Source organism: Streptomyces sp. NPDC050564, assembly GCF_044457265.1.
Lineage (GTDB): Bacteria > Actinomycetota > Actinomycetes > Streptomycetales > Streptomycetaceae > Streptomyces.
This window is the reverse complement of sequence record NZ_JBITGS010000015.1, coordinates 148,471-165,919: the sequence shown is the minus strand read 5'-3', so window position 1 is coordinate 165,919 and position 17,449 is coordinate 148,471. Positions and strand designations below refer to the sequence as shown.

The 17,449-nt window shown below is 66.8% G+C and carries 20 protein-coding genes; 5 read left to right on the top strand and 15 right to left on the bottom strand.

All coding sequences use genetic code 11. From position 1 onward, the window contains the following. Positions 1–105: 105 nt before the first annotated feature. The 12 genes from ACIBK0_RS24530 to ACIBK0_RS24475 form a co-directional block, all read right to left on the bottom strand. Positions 106–834, bottom strand: a complete 729-nt coding sequence (locus tag ACIBK0_RS24530; RefSeq protein WP_399083719.1) for a hypothetical protein — start codon at positions 832–834, stop codon at positions 106–108. 3 nt (positions 835–837) lie between these two features. Continuing rightward, a complete protein-coding gene (locus ACIBK0_RS24525; RefSeq protein WP_399083965.1) occupies positions 838–1,311 on the bottom strand; it encodes a TadE/TadG family type IV pilus assembly protein in 474 nt (157 codons plus the stop codon). Between the two features lie 8 nt (positions 1,312–1,319). Then, a complete protein-coding gene (locus tag ACIBK0_RS24520; protein ID WP_399083716.1) occupies positions 1,320–1,808 on the bottom strand; it encodes a TadE/TadG family type IV pilus assembly protein in 489 nt (162 codons plus the stop codon). Then, positions 1,808–2,188, bottom strand: a complete 381-nt coding sequence (locus ACIBK0_RS24515) for a TadE family protein (protein WP_399083962.1) — start codon at positions 2,186–2,188, stop codon at positions 1,808–1,810. The genes ACIBK0_RS24520 and ACIBK0_RS24515 overlap by 1 nt, the downstream gene beginning before the upstream one ends. 107 nt (positions 2,189–2,295) lie before the next feature. Then, positions 2,296–2,547, bottom strand: coding sequence for a hypothetical protein (locus tag ACIBK0_RS24510; protein ID WP_028805786.1), 252 nt, complete (start codon positions 2,545–2,547; stop codon positions 2,296–2,298). A gap of 51 nt (positions 2,548–2,598) precedes the next feature. Further along, complete coding sequence (locus ACIBK0_RS24505; protein WP_399083713.1) at positions 2,599–3,522, bottom strand: type II secretion system F family protein; 924 nt, start codon at positions 3,520–3,522, stop codon at positions 2,599–2,601. After that, a complete protein-coding gene (locus ACIBK0_RS24500) occupies positions 3,519–4,499 on the bottom strand; it encodes a type II secretion system F family protein (protein ID WP_399083710.1) in 981 nt (326 codons plus the stop codon). The genes ACIBK0_RS24505 and ACIBK0_RS24500 overlap by 4 nt, the downstream gene beginning before the upstream one ends. Positions 4,500–4,506: 7 nt before the next feature. Further along, the gene (locus ACIBK0_RS24495; protein WP_399083707.1) at positions 4,507–5,820 is read right to left on the bottom strand and encodes a CpaF family protein; all 1,314 of its coding nucleotides are present in this window, start codon (positions 5,818–5,820) and stop codon (positions 4,507–4,509) included. Beyond that, complete coding sequence (locus ACIBK0_RS24490; RefSeq protein ID WP_399083704.1) at positions 5,817–6,671, bottom strand: hypothetical protein; 855 nt, start codon at positions 6,669–6,671, stop codon at positions 5,817–5,819. The genes ACIBK0_RS24495 and ACIBK0_RS24490 overlap by 4 nt, the downstream gene beginning before the upstream one ends. A gap of 20 nt (positions 6,672–6,691) precedes the next feature. Continuing rightward, positions 6,692–7,405 (bottom strand): hypothetical protein, encoded by a 714-nt coding sequence (locus ACIBK0_RS24485; protein WP_399083701.1) that lies wholly within the window; start codon positions 7,403–7,405, stop codon positions 6,692–6,694. Between the two features lie 534 nt (positions 7,406–7,939). Then, entirely contained in the window at positions 7,940–8,422 is a 483-nt protein-coding gene (locus ACIBK0_RS24480) for a hypothetical protein (protein ID WP_399083698.1), read from the bottom strand. 307 nt (positions 8,423–8,729) lie between these two features. Then, positions 8,730–9,323 (bottom strand): hypothetical protein, encoded by a 594-nt coding sequence (locus tag ACIBK0_RS24475; protein ID WP_399083695.1) that lies wholly within the window; start codon positions 9,321–9,323, stop codon positions 8,730–8,732. Between the two features lie 121 nt (positions 9,324–9,444). On the opposite strand from ACIBK0_RS24475, the gene ACIBK0_RS24470 reads away from it, so the two are divergent. Both ACIBK0_RS24470 and ACIBK0_RS24465 read left to right on the top strand, forming a co-directional pair. Then, on the top strand, positions 9,445–9,636 hold the full coding sequence (locus tag ACIBK0_RS24470) for a hypothetical protein (RefSeq protein ID WP_399083692.1): 192 nt from the start codon (positions 9,445–9,447) through the stop codon (positions 9,634–9,636). A 30-nt stretch (positions 9,637–9,666) separates the two neighbouring features. After that, the gene (locus tag ACIBK0_RS24465) at positions 9,667–9,984 is read left to right on the top strand and encodes a hypothetical protein (protein WP_399083689.1); all 318 of its coding nucleotides are present in this window, start codon (positions 9,667–9,669) and stop codon (positions 9,982–9,984) included. A 277-nt stretch (positions 9,985–10,261) separates the two neighbouring features. Here the strand turns inward: ACIBK0_RS24465 and ACIBK0_RS24460 are convergent, their stop codons facing one another. The 3 genes from ACIBK0_RS24460 to ACIBK0_RS24450 all read right to left on the bottom strand — a co-directional run bounded on the left by ACIBK0_RS24460 (position 10,262) and on the right by ACIBK0_RS24450 (position 16,042). Then, on the bottom strand, positions 10,262–10,777 hold the full coding sequence (locus tag ACIBK0_RS24460; protein ID WP_399083686.1) for an immunity 26/phosphotriesterase HocA family protein: 516 nt from the start codon (positions 10,775–10,777) through the stop codon (positions 10,262–10,264). A 35-nt stretch (positions 10,778–10,812) separates the two neighbouring features. Continuing rightward, complete coding sequence (locus ACIBK0_RS24455; protein WP_399083683.1) at positions 10,813–15,300, bottom strand: DUF6531 domain-containing protein; 4,488 nt, start codon at positions 15,298–15,300, stop codon at positions 10,813–10,815. A 94-nt stretch (positions 15,301–15,394) separates the two neighbouring features. Then, complete coding sequence (locus ACIBK0_RS24450) at positions 15,395–16,042, bottom strand: hypothetical protein (protein WP_399083680.1); 648 nt, start codon at positions 16,040–16,042, stop codon at positions 15,395–15,397. 189 nt (positions 16,043–16,231) lie between these two features. On the opposite strand from ACIBK0_RS24450, the gene ACIBK0_RS24445 reads away from it, so the two are divergent. From ACIBK0_RS24445 to ACIBK0_RS24435, 3 genes are all read left to right on the top strand, one after another. Next, positions 16,232–16,756, top strand: a complete 525-nt coding sequence (locus tag ACIBK0_RS24445) for a hypothetical protein (RefSeq protein ID WP_399083677.1) — start codon at positions 16,232–16,234, stop codon at positions 16,754–16,756. After that, positions 16,681–17,133, top strand: a complete 453-nt coding sequence (locus tag ACIBK0_RS24440) for a hypothetical protein (protein WP_399083674.1) — start codon at positions 16,681–16,683, stop codon at positions 17,131–17,133. Before ACIBK0_RS24445 ends, ACIBK0_RS24440 begins: the two co-directional genes overlap by 76 nt. A gap of 141 nt (positions 17,134–17,274) precedes the next feature. Further along, a complete protein-coding gene (locus tag ACIBK0_RS24435; RefSeq protein WP_399083671.1) occupies positions 17,275–17,403 on the top strand; it encodes a hypothetical protein in 129 nt (42 codons plus the stop codon). Positions 17,404–17,449: the final 46 nt, after the last annotated feature.

Here is a 17,449-nt window from a genome sequence, read left to right as displayed (position 1 = left end):
CGGAAGTTCTTTGCCTGACCCCGGAAGCGGCTCACGTCACCGGGAGGCGGCGATCCGCGCGCCCGGTAGAGGGCGTTTCCGGCTCCCCAGGCGCCTTTGCACGCCCTATGTCTCCCTCACCACCGCCAACGCGAAGGCCAGCCGCCGGTCCAGCCAATCGGCGTGCGGCTGGTACACCGTGACGCCTTCCAGGTGGCCGAGGGTCAGGACTACGGTCTCCTCGTCGCCCTCCGTCCGCCAGGTCACGGGCTTGGGGGTGTAGGAACTGGACTGGTCGCCGCCTTCGGCGCCGAAGCTGAGGACGGAGTCGACGACGCTGCCGACGAGTTGGCCTGCGGCGCGGACCGCCTTCTCCTTGCCGCGGGTCGCGATCTCCTTCGCGGTGCCCTTGGCCCAGTGGTAGCGGGCCACTATGTCCGGGTGCCCGGGCTGTTGCAGCCACCAGCCATGCTGGATCGTACGTTTGGCGGCGGGGGTGCGACAGACGAGGCCGAGTTCGTCGCCCTGTGCGTCCGTGACGCGGTAGCGTGCGCCGCCCTTCACCGGGGTGAGTGCGCACAGCAGGTTGCCTGGCTGTGCCGCCTCGTGCAGCTCGTACGAAGGGGGCTCGGAGTGCGCCCCGTCAGCCGACGACACCAGTGCCGCCGGGACGAAGTACCGTACCCCGTCCCGCATCGTCGGCACCCGTACCGCCCGCTCCCCCGTCAGCGCCTTGCGGCGGAACGTCGCGGGGCGCAGTACGTCGCCGATCGTGAACCAGTCGGGTCCGCCGGACCCGGCCCACGGCACCGGATCGATCGTCGGCTCGTCCTTCTTGCGTCCGAGGATCCCCACGGCTCAGCCGACCTCGTTCTCCGCGACCGCCTGGCCGTGGACCACGACATCGCCGCCGTAGAACATGCCCGTGAAGACCGGGGAGTACGTGAGCTGGACCTCGACCTCGACCTCCTCGGCGTTCGCCGCCACGCAGTGGGTCGCGGCGATGTCGGCGCCGGACATGCCCATCTCGCGGGCGAAGGCCTTCACACGGGCGCCGCAGTTCTCGTAGCGGATGGGGGCGCCGCCCTTGCCCTGGTTCTGGTACAGGGCTTCCTTGTCCACGTCCTGGGCGGCGTAGCGGGCGGCCTGCTCCGCTATGTCGGCGGCCCGCTCCCGCTTGGAGATGGACATGCCGCCATCGATGACGAAGGCGGAGAGCGAGAGAAACACGATCGCGAAGATGATGACCGCGCCGGCGCCCGAGCCGCGGTCGTCCAGGCGGGCGCGGCGCGCCTCCGCCCACGTACGGATCCGGAAGGCCCACGGCCCCATGTACGCCATCACGCCTTCCTCTTGAACGGGTCGAGCGGCGACGTGAACGTCCCCGTCAACCGCGTCGGCACGTCCAGGCCCAGCATGGCCAGGCCCCGCACCTCGCAGCTCACCTCGACCGTGAAGAGGTCGGCGTCCGCGAAACCGTCGCTGGTCTTGGTCACAGTCACCGGGCCGGAGCAGACGTCCGACAGGTCGGCGTCGGCCGCCTTCCGCGCCTCCGACATGGCCGTGCCCACCTCGCGCTGGAGGGAACCGGCGCGGGCGGCGTCCCGTGCCGCCCCGTCGATCGCCCCGCGTCCGTCGACCAGTTGCCCGAAGGCCACCAGGACGAGGATGAAGAGGATCATCACGGGAGCGAGGATCACGACCTCGATCGTGGACAGCCCGCGATCACAAGAAGCCCGGTCCCGTACACGGGACACGAGAGACACGCTAGGCACGACAGTCACGCGGGACACGGGAGATACACGAGACACGAGAGCGCGGAGAGCCATCAGTTCTCGCCCTCCTTCACGAACCTCTCCACCGGGCCCACCGACTGCGCGTGCACGGTCAGGTTCAGCCCCGGGAAGACCGTGGGGACCCGGGCCGTGATCTCCACCCCGACCTTGTTCTGCTCGGGCTGGAGCATCTTCACGTTCGGGCTCAGGACCAGCTGCGGGCCGAGTTGCCGGATGTAGCTGTCGACCACGTCCTGCGCCTCGCCGCGCCACGCGCCGGGCTGTTCGTCGGCCGTCGCGCGGGCCTTGCGCGCGCCCGCCTGGGCCGCCGCCTGGGCCACATGGTCCGCGAAGAAGTACAGCGCGAACTGCACGGTCGCGAAGATCATGAAGAAGAGCACCGGCGTGAGCAGCACGAACTCGATCGCGGTCATGCCGGAGTCGCCGCGGGTGGAGGCTGCCTCCACCCTGCGGCGCACCCAGCGACGTACCCTTCGGCGTGCGCGCACCCGTATCCCCGTATGAGAAGTGGACGAAGAACTCAGCAGGTCTTGCCCGCGTCCGCGCCCTTGATGCAGTCGCCCACCTTGTTGGCGCCGTCGCTCAGCGCGGCGTTGATGATCGCGGCGACCACGCCGACGATCGCGACCACGACCGCCGAGATGATGACCCACTCCACCGCGGACGCACCGCGGTCGAGCTCCCCGGAGCGGGCGCGCTGCACCCGGCCCTGGAGGAAGGTGATGAGGAAGTCCACCCCCGGGATCCCGGTGCTGAAGTTCCGTCCGTTCATGGTGAGTTGTCCTCTCAAAAAGAAAATCGTCGTCTTCGGGCCGGTTCGGAATCAGACCTGGAACACGCGCATCGCCGCCGGAAAGATCAGGAACACCAGGAAGCCGGCGCACAGCAGCAGCTGGGCCACGAGCATCGACTGCGACTTCTCGCCCGCGCTGCCCTCGATCTCGGCGAGTTCGCGGTGCCGCATCGTCTCGGCGCGTGAGGCGAGCGACTCGCGCACCTTCGCGCCGTCGTCCGCGACCAGCGCCAGCGAGGCCGACAGGTCCTTCAGTTCCTCGACGCCCAGTTCCTCGCCCAGCGAGCCGAGCGCCTGCCACTGGCTGATGCCGGTGATGCGGGCGTCGGCCAGCGCGTTGCGGATGCGCTGCGTCGCCCATCCGTCGGAGACTTCCGCGGCCGCCATCAGCGCCTCGGGAAGGCCGCGGCCACCGGCGAGGCTCATGGACACCAGGTCCAGATACGCGCCGATCACGCGCCGCAGGTCACGGCGCTTGTCGGCCGCGTCCCGCCGCACCTCCACGTCCGGGAGGATGAAGAAGATTCCCGCGAAGAGCAGCGCCAGCCAGACCGGGATGATCGGGCTGCTGCCGAAGCCCAGAGTCCAGACGATGGCGAAGAGGAACGGGCCGAAGAAGAGACCCGCCGCGGCCAGCAGGACCTTCGTCGCGAGGAACTTCTCCCAACTCCGGTCCAGTACAGCGAGGTCGGCACGGAGCGAGCGCTGCTCCCAGCCCTGCTGCATATAGAACTCGGCGACCCGCTGACCCACTTGGGCCCGTACGCTCCCGAGCCGCCCCGCGTCCGTCCCGCCGCGGTGCGCGGACTCGTACGCCGCTCCCCGGGCCCGCATCGCGTCGATGCGGGCGACCTGGGCGACCGCGCTCCGCTTCGAGGGCATGAGGGCACGTACGAGGGCGTAGATGCCCAGGCCCATGATGGCGCCGATCAGGATCGGCATGGTGAGGTTCACCGCCGCACCCCCTCTTCCTGCTGGGACGGCGTCCTGGGGCGTACGAACTGGACCGACGACTCGTCCCGTACGAGGAAGCGCTCGGGCGTCTCGATCGTCGACAGCTTGCGCAGCCACCAGAACCCGAGCGCGAACAGGCCGCAGACACAGGCCAGTACGAGCTGACCGACCGGCGTGCCGTACGGCTTGACGAACTCGCGGTTGAAGATCGACAGCCCGAGGACGAAGGCGATGGAGACAGCGACGACGATCTGGACCGAGCGGCGGGTGGAGGCGCGCTGTGCCATCACCCGCTGCCGCATGTCGACCTCCTCGCGCGCCGACTTGGCCAGGGCGCCGAGTACCTGGCGCAGACCCGGGCCGCGCAGGCGGGCGTTGAGGATGAGCGCGGCGACGATGATGTCGGCGGAGGCGTCGTTGATCTCGTCGGCGAGGTGCTGGAGGGCCTCGGGCAGCGGCGTGCGTGAGCGGAGCCGGTCCACGAGGGCGTCGAGGTGCGGGCGAAGCACCGGAGCGGACGCGCGCGCCGAGGCGGGAATCGCCTGTTCCAGGCCGACCGCGCCCGCGATCGTGTCGCGCAGCGATTCCGTCCACGAGGCCAGGGCCTCCACGCGGCGCATGGCTGCCCGCTCCTCCGAGGCGCCGCCGAAGAGCTTGTCCCAGAAGAAGACGAGGACACCGGCCGCGATACCCGCCACGGCCCAGCGCGTCAGCAGCAGCACGACGAGACCTGCACCGGCGGCGATGGAGCCGCGCTGTCCGGCGAACCGCACCAGCTCACTGGCCCGTTCGCTCGCCTTCTGCTTCTCGTGCTCGGGCTTGGCCGGCAGTCCCCGCACCGCGACGGCGAACAGCGCGAGGCCGCCGCCGACGGCGACACCGGACGCGAGCGCGTACAGGACGGTCGTCGAGAAGAGCCCGCCCATGGAACCGAGCGAGTCGAGAGCCGCGAGAGAAGTAACGGACGTGGACGTCATACGGTGGTCACCCCCAGCTTCCGCCACCGGGCAACCGGTAGCCGTGAGCGACGAGTTCGTCGAGACAGGCTATGGGTGCGTGCGGCACGATCCGGCCGTCGGGAGCCTCGGCGAACACCTCGCTGGACAGCACCCGTCCGTCCACGCCGTTGACCTCGCGGACGGAGGTGACCATGCGCTGGAGGCGGCCGCCCGACTCGTAGTTGTTGCGCCGCTGGATGAAGACGACGAAGTTCACCGCGCCCGCGATGAGCATCTGGCTGGCCTCGATGGGCAGCCGCTCGGACGCCTGGAGCGCGTACGTGGAAATACGGTTGAAGACCTCGCTGGAGCTGTTCGCGTGGATCGTGGACAGCGATCCGTCGTTACCCTGCGACATGGCGTTGAGCATGGTCACGATCTCGTCGCCGAGGACCTCACCGACGATGACGCGGGAGGGGTTCATACGCAGGGATCGGCGGACCAACTCGGCCATGGAGATGGTGCCCTGGCCTTCCGAGTTGGGAAGGCGCTCCTCGAACGCGACGACGTTCGGGTGGAGGTCGGTGAAGGTGTCGAGCCCGAGCTCCAGGGCGCGCTCGACGGTGATGAGGCGCTCCTGCGGCGGGATCTCGTTGGCGAGAGCGCGGAGAAGGGTCGTCTTACCGGCGTTCGTCGCGCCCGCGATCATGATGTTCTTACGGGCCCGCACGGCACATGCCAGGAAGTGCGCGACCTCGGGCGTGATCGTCCCGTTCCCGACCAGGTCGGAGACGAAGACCTTGCCCATCCGCGCGCGTCGGATGGAGAGGGCGGGCCGACGTGTCACGTCCATGACGGCGGAGAGCCGGGACCCGTCCGGCAGCCGCAGGTCGAGCTGCGGATTGGCGGAGTCGAAGGGCCGGGAGGACAGGCCCGAGTACGCGCCGAGGACCTGGATCAGCTCGATGAGCTCTTCGTCGTTCTCGGCGACGGGATCGCCTGTAACTTCCCGTCCGTCCGCGTACCCGATGAAGACCTGGTCGTACCCGTTGATGTCGATGTTCTCGACTTCCGGGTTGTCGAGCAGCGGCTGGAGCCGGCCGACGCCGAAGAGCGCCGCGTGCACGGCGGCCGCGTACTGCTCCTCGGTCTCGGCGTCGAGGGGGGTGCGGCCGAGATTGATCTCGGTGCGTGCGTAGTCCTCGAGTATCTGGGCGATGACGGCGCGCGCGTAGTGCCGCTCGTCCTCGTTGGACATCGGCGTGACGTTGCGGACCTGGTCCTCGCGGCGCTGCTCGGCGATACGGTCACCGGCGTCCTGCCGGAACCGCTTGACCAGCTGATGGTCGACGGCGCTCATCGGCCGGCTCCTGCATGAGGAGCTTGGGGACCCTGCGCTTGCGCGGGTACGGCCCAGGCGGCGCCGTACTGCTGGTACAGGTCCGCGGTGACCTTGCGGGCCGAGCGGATGAGCAGCGACTTGTCGAGCCGACCGCGCTTGCGCCCCGCCAACTGGTCGGCACCCGCCGGGTCGTCGGCGAGCGTGCCCACGACCCGCGCACCGGTCTGCGCCGCCACCAGCATGTCGTTGACCTGGTGGACGAGCTTCGCGGAGTCGCTCGGGTCGGCGATGAGGACGACGCCGATGAGGGGCGTGGCGAGCGTGGCGGCACCGCGCGGACCGCCGTGCAACTTGGCGCTCAGCGCCGCGGCCCGGTCGCGTACGCGCGCGATGGCCTCGGGCTCGGTGCGGGAGATCAGCAATACCAGGGCGGCCTGGGAGAACATCTCCACGGCAGGGGTGTCGCCGCTGATCCGCCCGCAGTCGGCGATGACGTCGGCGGGCGCGTGCGGGGAGTCCCCGAGCTGGGCGAAGGCACGGCCGAGGGTGGGCCACAGCCCGGCCAGCCCGGCGGCCTGCTCGGCGATACCGAGCCCGACGAGGACTTCGAGCCCTCCGCTCAACGGCTGGACGTGATCCCAGAGTTGATCGGGCACGAGGCCTCGGCGGGCGGTCGCCGCTATCGACAGCATGCCGGTGTTGGGGTTCAGCGGACCGCCGTGCGCCGCGGCGCTGCGGTAGACGAGGTCTCCGCCGGCCGGGTCGGTCTCGGCCAGCAGGACCCTGCGGGGCCAGACCGCCGACAGGGCCACGGCAGCGGTGGTGACGCCGGGCGAACCCTTGTCTGCGGCGAGGGCGATGAGCGCCATGTCTCTTTACTCACTCGCCTTTAGTTGCCGGGGACGAGAACGACGGAGACCTCGCCTGCGGCGGCGGCCGCGGTGAGGGCGGGGACGTCGCTCTGGTCGACGAGCAGGGTGATGGAGAGGTTGCCGGTGCTGATCGTGGCGTCGCTGTTGTCGCTCTTGGTGTTGACGCGAGCGTTGTCGACGATGAGGGAGTTACTGCTGGACGTACCAGACGAGCTGCTCTTGTCGGAACTGGAGCTGCTGCTGTCACCGACGCGGTAGGCGGCCACGACGTCACCGGCCTTGATGTCGGCCGGGTACTGGCCCTCCTTGAGAGCCAGGCCAACGGAGGCCTTGCCCGCCGGGAGGTCGCTCTTCTTGGCGAACATCTGCCCCATCACGACCGTGTCCTTGAAGATCGTGGACTTGGCCTTGAGGGTCTTGAGGGTGCCCAGCTGCGCCCACTTGACGTAGTTGATGCCGGCATCGTCCGCGACCATCACCGAGGTCACGTGGTCGCCCACGGACTCCCCGGCCTGGATTTCGCTGGTCACCTTCACGACCTCGACCCGATCCCCGGCGCGCAGCACGAGCATCGTGGCGCCCAGCGCACCGACGAGGATGAGGAGCACCGCGAGAGCGGCGAGCGCGGGTTTGCGCTCGCGAGGCGGCGTGGGAAGACGCTCACCCATCGCCGGCTGGGCCGACGTGGCGGAACGGTGGTTGGCCGCCCCCGTACGCTCTTGGATCTTCACGCAACCGCTCCCCGTACACCCAAGAAGATTTCTGCCAATTTACATGCCAATTGGGACACTTCACTCCGGTCCGCCCTTGCCGGACGTACCGCCCGACCTGGCCAAATAGCCAGCGCTGAAGCGAGTGTCAAGCCATGGCACCGTATCAGCCGCACATAAGCCCCTCAAGGCGCGTTACGGCTCGCGAAGCGCACGGGACTCGACGTTATCCACGCGCAATGGAGGCTGGATGGTTCCCAGTTGGGGACGGAGATCCCGGATAAGGGGTGCTGTGCGGGCGCGAATCCGTCACCGTCCTGGTCTCGGGGAACACCACGGAGGGTGCGCGAGGTCTGCACGAGGTGTTCACTCACCGGGTGGGCTGGGATGGTGATCTTTCAGCCGCACGGATGACGCGGGATCGCATGGGCGTGCCCTGGGCCGCAACTCAGATACGCAGGGACTGCTCGGCGAACTCCGCAGTTCATCGAGCCCGATCTCCCGAGGAGTCAATCCCACGGATCGGATGGTGAGTCCGAGGTCGCGCCCGGGCCCCTACCTCCAAGTGGCCGGGTTCTCGTTGGAGACGAGGGCAGCCGTAAAGTACAGGGGCAGTCCATCCTCCAAGGCCAGGGGAACGTCCTGCGAGGTCCAGCGACTGAAGGCGATCGTCAGGTCGAGCACCACCCGCTCTTCCGGGTTGGACTCGTCAACCCGGTATCCGGCGTCGACGAACATCTTGAGCAACTGACGGGCCGGTGTCCGGAAGACATCGACTCCGCGCCAGAGAACACGCAGATCGGAACCCTCTTCCTCCGGGGCCGAGACATCCACGGCATTGACCGTCTTCTGGTCCTTGAGGATCACAAGCACGTCGAAGTCATCGCCCAGGGCCTGCATCTTCACCGTGGGGTCATGGTCGAACGGCCCGGATACCCGCACTTCACCCCATGCGGCGACAGCCTGGGCGGCGTCTTCGAAGGACATGCCCATCCTCACCGGCGGAACGCCGTGCGGGGGATCCAGGACGATCTCCATGGCGGCTGCCTCACTTGAGCAGGTCCCATTTTGAGGTCCAGTTGTGTTCGGTGAGCATCTCCTGGAGCTTCCCGGCGTTGACAGTGCGTCCCTCCAGGACCAAGGCCAGACCTGAACGCCCTGATCAGCGTGTTCTCTTCGGGCGAGGCCGGAGCCTGTCACAGCGCCGCTTGATGCTCGATGAAGGCGGCGATCACCTCAGCAGGATTGGCTGCCTCGGTGGCCTCCAACTCCCAGCCGGGACGGTCCATGTCGAACAGCACGATCGGTACCGGTCGCCCGAGGGCCGGCCGCGTTGTCGGTCACCTCAGAACCCCCACGGATCAGGGTGCGCAACCAGGCCCGGATCCTCCGACCAGACCAGCCGGGCCTCAAGTCGGTCACCCAACAGGGCAGTCAGACGCTCAACCGCCCAGCCGTTCCAGCAGACGGCTGTGGGGAATCCCGTCGAACGGAAGGCCGGCACGTCGGCGGGCAACACGTCCGATCGGAACACCGACCTCTGCACCCTGCCGAGCCGATCGGGCGGCGACGACTCCTCCGTGTCGAGGCAGTCGGCCACCCGCTCCACGAGGTACAGCAGGTACTCGTCCGCCTCCGCGTTCTCGATGTGCACGGGCAGTAGACGCCCTGCCCTTTCGAGGTCGCTCCGCAGAAGATCCGCGATACGGCGGCTCACCACCGGAGAACTGGGGTCACCGGTGGGAAACTCGCTCTTCGTCCGGCGCAGGTGGCCTCCCCACTCTGCAGTGAACTCTTTCCGGTACTCCCCCGTCGAAACGCCCAACTGCCAACGCATCAAGTCCACGTGCGAGTTGTCGAAATGGAGGGTCTGGAACTCCCTCATGCTCGGCAGCAGGCGATACACGGAGAGAGACTCTTCGGGTTCTTCGTTGGGCATGTCACCTTCGCCTCATCCAACTTGTCTTTGCAGCTGAGGTGTTGGTTGTTCCCGGCCTCGCAGGAATTGGATGCGGGCGTACCACCGGATTCCGAGTCCAGACCAAGCGAGCCTCGAATTCGTGGAGTCGGCGCTCATCGGCATCGGCTATCTCGTCCTCGGCGCGCTCATGGACGGGATGGGCTCCAGTGTGGGCATGGCCACCTACGCCGCAGTCCCCCTGCTGGCATGTCTCCTGTGGCTCCCGGTGCTCTTCCGAGGGGCACGGGTGACCACCGAGTTCAAGAAGCCCGCCGACCAAAAGGCATCCTGAAACAGACCATCTCGCGCAACGTCCTGCCCGATGGCAGAGGCGCTGCTCGTTGACATGTCGCTCTCAGTCAGCGACGGAGCTGTCATCGCGACGATCACCGCCAAACGGGATGGGAAGAATCGCGCCACTGAGAAAACCTCACTCGCCGCCAAGTGGCCTGCGCTGGCCAGAGAGATACTGCGCGGCGAGACGGCCGCCGCTGACGCAGCCTGCCCTGATTGCGGCGCGCACGCAGTGACGTGCCGCGAGGTCGGGCGGCCGGACAGTCCCACCGGCTACGCCGAGGCACAGTGCGAGGACTGCGGCCACGGGATCTACGTGGTGCGCGTCCCGGGCCTGGAAGGCTAGCCTCCGCACCCCCTCACCGGGTCGAGGGGGTGAGAGTCAGGGCCGCCGCTCTACCTTCCCCCGCGACGTGCGCTGCGCTCGCCTTCCCGGCGACCATGATCCCGGAAGGTCACTCCTACCGCGTCGTCGGCCACGTCAGAACCCCCACGGATCAGGGGGCTCTCCCGCAACGTCCCCTTGTCCCCACGCCTGGCTGTCACGCCACGTTTCACGGCGAGAAGCCCAGCCGAGCGGGACTCGGACGACGATCTCATCGCTGGCTCGACAGCAGACCATGTCATGAGGCTTCCGGCGGCTCAGAGGCATTCCGTGCATACGCCCCATGCACGGGGCGCCCGGCAAGAGCCTCGTCCAGCTCGTGCTGAAAGTGCTCGAAGTTGGTCAGCGCGAACCAGCCGCAGGGTTCGGAACGTTCGGCAATGATGTTGTCGTTTTCGTCCACGTAGCCCTCAGTGCTGGCGTCGTAGAAGCAGTGCTGCTTCAACAGATGTGCGGCTTCCAGTTCCTCATGCGCGACGGTTCGGAAGTACCCCTTCTGCCACACCCAGTTCATCGTGAAGAACGGGGGGAGCAGCAACCGCTCTGGAGACAGCGAGGCGAGATCCGGCTCCGGGGCACTCGAAGCGACGTCGTAGATGTAGGCGAGGATACCGCCGGGAAACCGCCCCTGTGGCCCACTCTCTCCCATCTTGACAATTCGGCCGAACCGGTAACTGGAGTCGTCCAGTTGAAGCACGAACACGTCGCCCACTGCATGCTGGCGACGCTGGCCCTTCATCTTCTTCAAAGGCATAGCGAGAGCCGCCCCTTCCCTTGAGTTCCGCGAGGTCACGCGAGGAATATCCTGCCATACCGCAGGGCTGTTCCGTATATGGAACGCTTGGGGGATATGGAGTTGATCTGAGGAATGGATACGCCGTTCTTGATCCTGCTGAATCCCGACGCCCTGACATCCTCAATGAGACCCTGCTCGATCGCGCGGGCCTGCCATTTCTTGAGACCGGTTGCTCCTCGCACCTCCTGGAGCCTCACGATTCCATAGTTCTTCGCAATGTGTTGCCGTTCACGCCTGGCCAGCTTGTTAGTTATCCCGGCGTAGATCTTGTTTCCCTGGGCATCCAGTCCGTGGTAGACGGAGTAGCCTCCCTGGTTGTTCCGCGCCTTCCACAGCCTCAGGGCGATCACCTTGGCGCAAGGTGCCAGTCCCAGCGCGTCGAGCCACGACAGCGGGTTGCGCACGTACCCGTGGTGATTGTCTTCCGGCAGCAGCCCAAGCGGATCCGGAGAGGTGTACTGGGCTGTCTGTGGATCGTAGTAGCGGTAGAAGTTATAGTGCCAGCCGCTCTCGGCATCGTAGTACTGGCCGGGGAACCGCAATGGGCAGTCCGTGCCGCTGGCGGTTGTCCCCGCATCGCTTCCCCAGAGCGTGGTTCTGCTCTGCCACGAGATTTCCCCCTCCTCGGAAATCAACTCCGTGGGAGTACCGACCATGTTGGTCACGATTGCATAGAAACGCTGGTCGTAATCATCTTGTTCAGGGGTACGGTCAACCTGGAGGATCGGGCGGTGCGTCCCGGGTTCGTATTCCCATGTCCGCACTTCGCCGGAACGCATCACCTCTTCCGTCAGGTTCTCGCCGTCCCAGTCGAACAGGGAGTACTCTCCGGTCGTTCCGACGCCGTCCTCGCGCTCCTTTGATATGCGCCGACCAAGCGGGTCGTACCTGTAATGCCAATGAGCTCCATCAGGCGTGAACACGTCGGTGAGGCGGTTCTCGGAGCTCCACGCATACGTCCACACCTTCCGGATTCCGGAGAGTGTTCTCTTGATACGGCGGATGACACGGCCCTGTGTGTCATGCTCGTATGTCGAGTTGCCGGCCCGGCGAACCAGTGTCCCGCTGGTCTCCCGCTCGTCGGCGAAGTGGCCATCCGGGCCCGGCGCGGCGGCGCTCGAAACGTTCCCAGCCGCGTCGTAGGTGTAGCGCTCCATCCACTGTGAACCCACCACGGACGTCACGCGGCCGAGGGCATCGAACTGGAACTGCCGTGTGCCTGCCCCGAGTTCATCGATGGCCGAGACCTGGCCGCCGGATGCGTAGGAGAAACGACGCCGCCACAATGTCGACACACCTGTCGGGCCCTCGGTCAGGATCTCCTGGCCGCCCAAGAGGCCGGCCTGCTGCCAGGACTGGGAGAGAATGGCCCGCCGCCCGAGCCGTCGGCGCACTTCGTGACCCGTCGCGTCGTACTCGAACCCAAGAGTGTGGCCCTGCGCCTTGAGGCTCGTAGGGCGATCCTCCGAGTCGTACGTCCATTGGGACACCACGCCGGACGGAGTGACTCGCTCAGTGCGACGTCCCAGCGGGTCATAACCAGACGTGACGGTGCGTCCGTTGATGGACTCGTGGACTATGCGTCCCATCGCATCTCGTCGAAGCTCGACTTCGGCGTCGGCGTTGCGGGCCCAGACGAGCTGGCCGGTGGCATCGTGTCCGAAGGTGGAGATGCTGCCGTCGGAGAAACGGTGCTCGACCGTGTTCCCCAGCAAGTCATAGGAATAGTCGAGAGCCTCGCCGCTCTCGTTAGCTCGGCGTGTGAGTTGACCGGCCGAGTCATAGTGGTAGGACAGGTCGCTGCCGTTGAAATCACGCTCAGCGACCAGGCGCCCCGCCGCGTCGAAGTCATAGGTCCACGCTCGACCCTGCGGATTGGTGACTCGGCGCAGCTGCTGCTCCGAGTCATAGTCGAACTTGTAGACAGTCCCGTCAGGATTGATGCGTACACGCGGCAGATCAAACGGTCCGATCTCATGGAACGTTGTGCCGCCGGAGAGCTCCTGGTGAGCGATCTCGTTTCCTTCGGCGTCGTACTCCCAACTTTCACGTGAGCCATCCGGAGCTTCGCTGAAGGCCAGGAGACCCTCAACCGTCCAGCCCATGCGGGTGACTTGCCCCGCAGGATCCCGGAGCTCGACGACTCGCCCGAAAGCATCCCGAGTGCATCGCGTGGTGCCACCAAGCGAATCCGTCAACTCCAGAGGGAGGCCGGCCGCGTCAGTGGTGAGCGTGCGAGTGTGGCCCAGCGGGTCCGTGTGCGTGGCGAGTCGGCCCCCAGGAGCGTACGTGTACCGGGTGACGGCGCCGGTCGGGTCCACGGCCTCGACAAGGTTGCCGTGGGTGTCGTAACTCTGCCGCCACCTAGCACCGTTGGGTTCCACAACCATGACGGGGAGCCCGAGTTCACCGAATTCGGTCGTGGTGACCGAACCGTCCGGGAGCCGGATCCGTGTGAGGCGCCCGGCTGCGTCGTAGTCAAAACCAGTGAGGCGGCCCAGCGGATCGGTGAGCGAGAGCAGACTGTCGTAGCGGTCCCAGGTTCGGTGAGTGGCGTTGCCCAGAGCATCGGTCTCGACGACGAGTTGGTACGAGTCGTTGAACTGATAGTGGCTCGTGTGTCCCAGCGAATTGGTGGCAGTTGCCGTGCAGGCTTCGTCGTCGTACACATAGGTGTAGTCGAGAATTCCGTCGATACCCTGCGATGCGGCGCACTTGTCCACGTCGTCGTACGTGTAGCGATACCAAGTGCCGTTGCGGTCGTCCCAACCCGTGATGCGACGCCGATCGTCATAGATGAACTTCTGTGGAAGGCCGGAGGAGTTGTAGACCTCGGTGAGGTTCCCCCTGCTGTCATACGCGTAGCGCATCAGTGTCGGCTCGTCGGGATCGCTGACCAGGCGAAGCTCCGTAATGCGCCCAGAGCCACAGGTCACACCGATGCGATAGCCACCATGATGGACGACCTCGGTCGGCGTCCCCTCGCCGGAATACGTGATCGCGATGCTGTTGCCGTTGCGATCGCTGATCCCAGCGATCAACAGCTCGGCGGAGGCTGGGCCGGGCAGCGACGCGAACCGGAGTGTCTGGCCGGTCTCAGGTCGGCGCACGGTGATCCGCCCACTGTGGGTGCCGTCCCATTCCATCGGCCATCGCGGTCCCTCGACCGGAAAGACCGGCACATCCGGCTCGGGAACCGGGTAGTACAGCACCATTCCGTCGTCGTTGACGAACCGGACTCCGGTCGCGTCAAGCAACAGGCGCTGGTCCAGGGTCGAAGACCAACTCGGCCCGAAGAACCGGCCAGATCTCTGACCAGTGCGATGGTGTCTTTCAAGGACAAGGGGCAGGACACCAGGCAGGGTCACGTCGGTTTCCGACATGACCATCTGACCGGTGGCCATGTCGATCGGGTCACCACAGGTGAAGAGGTTCTTCATCTGGCGGCTGAGAGAGCGGGTGCTTTTGCCGAGCCCCTTCATGCCGAGGGCCATGCCTTTGAGGCCGGTCTTGCCGAGTCCTTTGAGGCCCTTGGCGAGCTTGCCGACGCTGGTGAGGCCCTTACCGCCGGGTATACAGTCGAGAGCGGCAAAGGCGACATCCCATAGGGACGCCTGGCCCTTCGCGTATTTGTTGAGGGTGTCGGCGAGCACGACGAGCGCGGCGACCAGCACGATCGCGCCGAGGATCGGCCCACCGATGATCATCGCGATGATCCCGACCACTGCCACGACGACCTTGCAGACCGTGACGATGGTGTCCCAGTTGTCGGAGAACCAGTCCCCGACCTCCTCCCACCACTTACGGTTATGGATCCCGGCGTCCGACGCCTCGTCGATCTTCCGCTTCGCCTCGCCGGCCGCCTCCTCCCGCATCTTGCGGGCGTCCTCGGCCATCTTCTTCGCCGCGTCCAGCGCGCTGTTCGCACTCGTCACATCCGATTGAGCAGATGTCTGCGCGGACTTCGCGTGCTGCGCGTCCCGCGTGGCGGCCCGCACCTTCGCCTCGTCCGGCTTCTCCTTGTCCTTGCTGCCGGTGGGGTCGTCCTTGTACTTGTCGGCTTCCTTGTTCGCCTTCGTCACCCAGGAATCGGCCGAGGAGAGACGGGACTTGGCCGAGGAAAGGTCGGACTGCGCCTCACGGCCCTTGGCGAGGGCCTTGTCGGCGAGAGCCTGGGCGCGCTCCAGCTTCGGCCAGTACGCCGCCAGCGCATCCCCCGCCATCTCGTAGGACTTCTTCAGCTTCTTCAGCTGCTTCGGCACACCCGAGAACTCGTCCTGGAACGCCTTCGCGGACTTGCCCGCCCACTTCAAGACCGCGTCCTCGTCCGCCATCCCCTTGATCAGGCGAAGAGCGTCCGATACGTCGTCGGCGAAGTCGTGCAGGTTCTTGGACAGATGACGGACCCGGTCCGGGTCGCCCGGCGTCGGGTCCTTGTCCAGGTCCAGGACATGCCAGTCCCCCGGCCGATTCCCCGCCATGCCGCAACCCCCGTCACGCCCGCATCACCAACAACCGTACGAGCGATCGAAGTTACTAGGGATGCACGGGTGACGGGAAGGCCGTTTGTTCGATCTAGTTCGCGAAGCGGAACGTCGACGTGATCGCGTCGAAGATGTCGAAGAACGAGTCGGCGAGGTCGAGGACCTGGCTGCTGCCGGCGACCAGGGCGACCTTGCCTTCCTGCCCCGGCACAGGGATGAACGTTTGCATGAGTACCGCACGGATGGTGCGGTTGAGGGCGTCGTCGGGTACGGCGATGTCCTCGATGCCGTACGTGCGCGCGGCCGGGCCGACACCCGGGATATCGACGGTGGTCACCTTGCGCCAGGCGTCGCCCTCCTTCTTCGCCTCGCGCACGGCGAGCTGGCCGGCGATCGTGGCGGGGTCGGTCGAGAGGGGCTCGCCGGACTGCGTACGCCCGCCGACGATCGAGACGGTGACCGAGCCGGTGATCGGGGTGTCGCCGCCGAAGCTCTCCGCCATGCAGCCGCAGTACAGGGCGCCGGACTTCCAGGCGTCGGCCGCCGACTTCTGGAGGAACGCGGCGTAGGTGTCGCGGTACTGCGCCAACTCCGGGCGCTGTCGTACCCGTTCGTCAACCATTCGCCGGATGGAGTCGTCACGGGACTCGGGCCGTACGTCGAACTCCCACCACGACTCTGGCACCTTGATCCGAAAGCCGCCGCGCTCGATGGTGAGCGTTTCCATGTAGCGGGCCATGGCGTGTCCCCCGTTGTTCGTCCCTCTGTTCGGCTCGGGTCAGCCTACGAGGTGAGGGGCGCCGTCATCCCGGGGCCCGGCCGCCACCTGTCCGGGCCACGCGCCGACAGGCGGCCGGTCATCACTCTTCCGGGCGACTCAACGGCATATGCCGGTCGCCCCCGGTGCGTGATCACTACCGTCCGCCACATGGTCAGCTCATCACACGAGGCGATGCACCGCATCTTCCAGGAGGACCCCGGCGCCTTCGCCCGGACCTTCCGCGCCCTCGACCTGCCCTTCCCGGACCCGGTCGCGGTGTCCCTCATGCCCGCCGATCTCACGGAGATCCAGCCGCTGGAACGACGGGTGGACACCCTCCTGAAGATCGACGCTGCCTCCGGCGAGAGCCATCTGTTGATCGTCGAAGCCCAGGGCAAGAAGGACCCGGGCAGGCCGTCCAGTTGGGCCTACAGCGTCGCCCACCTGTACGCCAAATACCGCATCCCGCCCGTCCTCCTGGTCACCTGCCAGGACAAGGCCACTGCGGCCTGGGCGCCGGAATCCATCACCATCGGTCCGCGGCAATGGCGCACACTCACGCTGCAGCCGCTCGTCCTCGGCCCCACAACGTCCCCGCCATCACCGAACCCGCCGTCGTGGCCCGCGATGTCCCCCTCGCCACGCTCTCGGCCATCACTCATGGCAAGGACGACAACGCCCCTGCCATACTGAAAGCGCTGGCCGCTGCCCTGAAGACCCTCGACGAGGAAAGCGAGAGGATCTTCGCCGAACTCACCGAACTCGGCCTCGGCGCCGCCCCGGCCGCCGAGATCTGGAGGTACCGGATGTCCGTCGACCTCTCCTTCTTCCGCTCCGAGACCTCACAACGGCTCCGCACCGAGGGCCGCGCCGAGGCACGCGCCGAGGGACGCCTCCAGGTGCGCATCGAAGACATCCTCTTGGTCCTCGGCGAGCGCCGCATCGAAGTCTCCGACGACGCACGCGAACGCATCACCGCCTGCACGGACTTCGACGTCCTCCGGACTTGGCTCCTCCGCTCCATCACGGCCACCACCTCCGAAGACCTCTTCGTAGACACCGAGGCATAGTCCCTTCCACCACAAGGCCCCCGCACGGCAGTTACGCAAGCACGGCCATCGTCCTTGCTCTCACCCCCACGCACGTCCCAGTCGACAGCCACTGCAACTGGACCGGCCACCCCGACGGCACGGTCCGAGGAGCTCCCCCACATGAAGCGCACGACCTCGCCCCAGGTCACCCGCGTCGGCGACTCCGTCGTCCCGTACTTCAGCCCGGACACCTCGGCCCTGGTCGGCGGGGGGGCGTTGGAGACGCCAAGGTGCCGGCGAACCTTGTAAAAGTGCAGAACGCGAAGTTGGGGTGAACTGCGAAGGGGAGTGAGCG

Bases quoted from the DNA above. Each gene is read 5' to 3' on its own strand.
- ACIBK0_RS24525 (WP_399083965.1), bottom strand. From the start codon at position 1,311: ATGGGGCCGTGGGCCTTCCGGATCCGTACGTGGGCGGAGGCGCGCCGC.
- ACIBK0_RS24520 (WP_399083716.1), bottom strand. From the start codon at position 1,808: ATGGCTCTCCGCGCTCTCGTGTCTCGTGTATCTCCCGTGTCCCGCGTG.
- ACIBK0_RS24515 (WP_399083962.1), bottom strand. From the start codon at position 2,188: ATGACCGCGATCGAGTTCGTGCTGCTCACGCCGGTGCTCTTCTTCATG.
- ACIBK0_RS24510 (WP_028805786.1), bottom strand. From the start codon at position 2,547: ATGAACGGACGGAACTTCAGCACCGGGATCCCGGGGGTGGACTTCCTC.
- ACIBK0_RS24500 (WP_399083710.1), bottom strand. From the start codon at position 4,499: ATGACGTCCACGTCCGTTACTTCTCTCGCGGCTCTCGACTCGCTCGGT.
- ACIBK0_RS24495 (WP_399083707.1), bottom strand. From the start codon at position 5,820: ATGAGCGCCGTCGACCATCAGCTGGTCAAGCGGTTCCGGCAGGACGCC.
- ACIBK0_RS24490 (WP_399083704.1), bottom strand. From the start codon at position 6,671: ATGGCGCTCATCGCCCTCGCCGCAGACAAGGGTTCGCCCGGCGTCACC.
- ACIBK0_RS24480 (WP_399083698.1), bottom strand. From the start codon at position 8,422: ATGGAGATCGTCCTGGATCCCCCGCACGGCGTTCCGCCGGTGAGGATG.
- ACIBK0_RS24475 (WP_399083695.1), bottom strand. From the start codon at position 9,323: ATGCCCAACGAAGAACCCGAAGAGTCTCTCTCCGTGTATCGCCTGCTG.
- ACIBK0_RS24465 (WP_399083689.1), top strand. From the start codon at position 9,667: ATGGCAGAGGCGCTGCTCGTTGACATGTCGCTCTCAGTCAGCGACGGA.
- ACIBK0_RS24460 (WP_399083686.1), bottom strand. From the start codon at position 10,777: ATGCCTTTGAAGAAGATGAAGGGCCAGCGTCGCCAGCATGCAGTGGGC.
- ACIBK0_RS24455 (WP_399083683.1), bottom strand. From the start codon at position 15,300: ATGGCGGGGAATCGGCCGGGGGACTGGCATGTCCTGGACCTGGACAAG.
- ACIBK0_RS24450 (WP_399083680.1), bottom strand. From the start codon at position 16,042: ATGGCCCGCTACATGGAAACGCTCACCATCGAGCGCGGCGGCTTTCGG.
- ACIBK0_RS24445 (WP_399083677.1), top strand. From the start codon at position 16,232: ATGGTCAGCTCATCACACGAGGCGATGCACCGCATCTTCCAGGAGGAC.
- ACIBK0_RS24435 (WP_399083671.1), top strand. From the start codon at position 17,275: ATGAAGCGCACGACCTCGCCCCAGGTCACCCGCGTCGGCGACTCCGTC.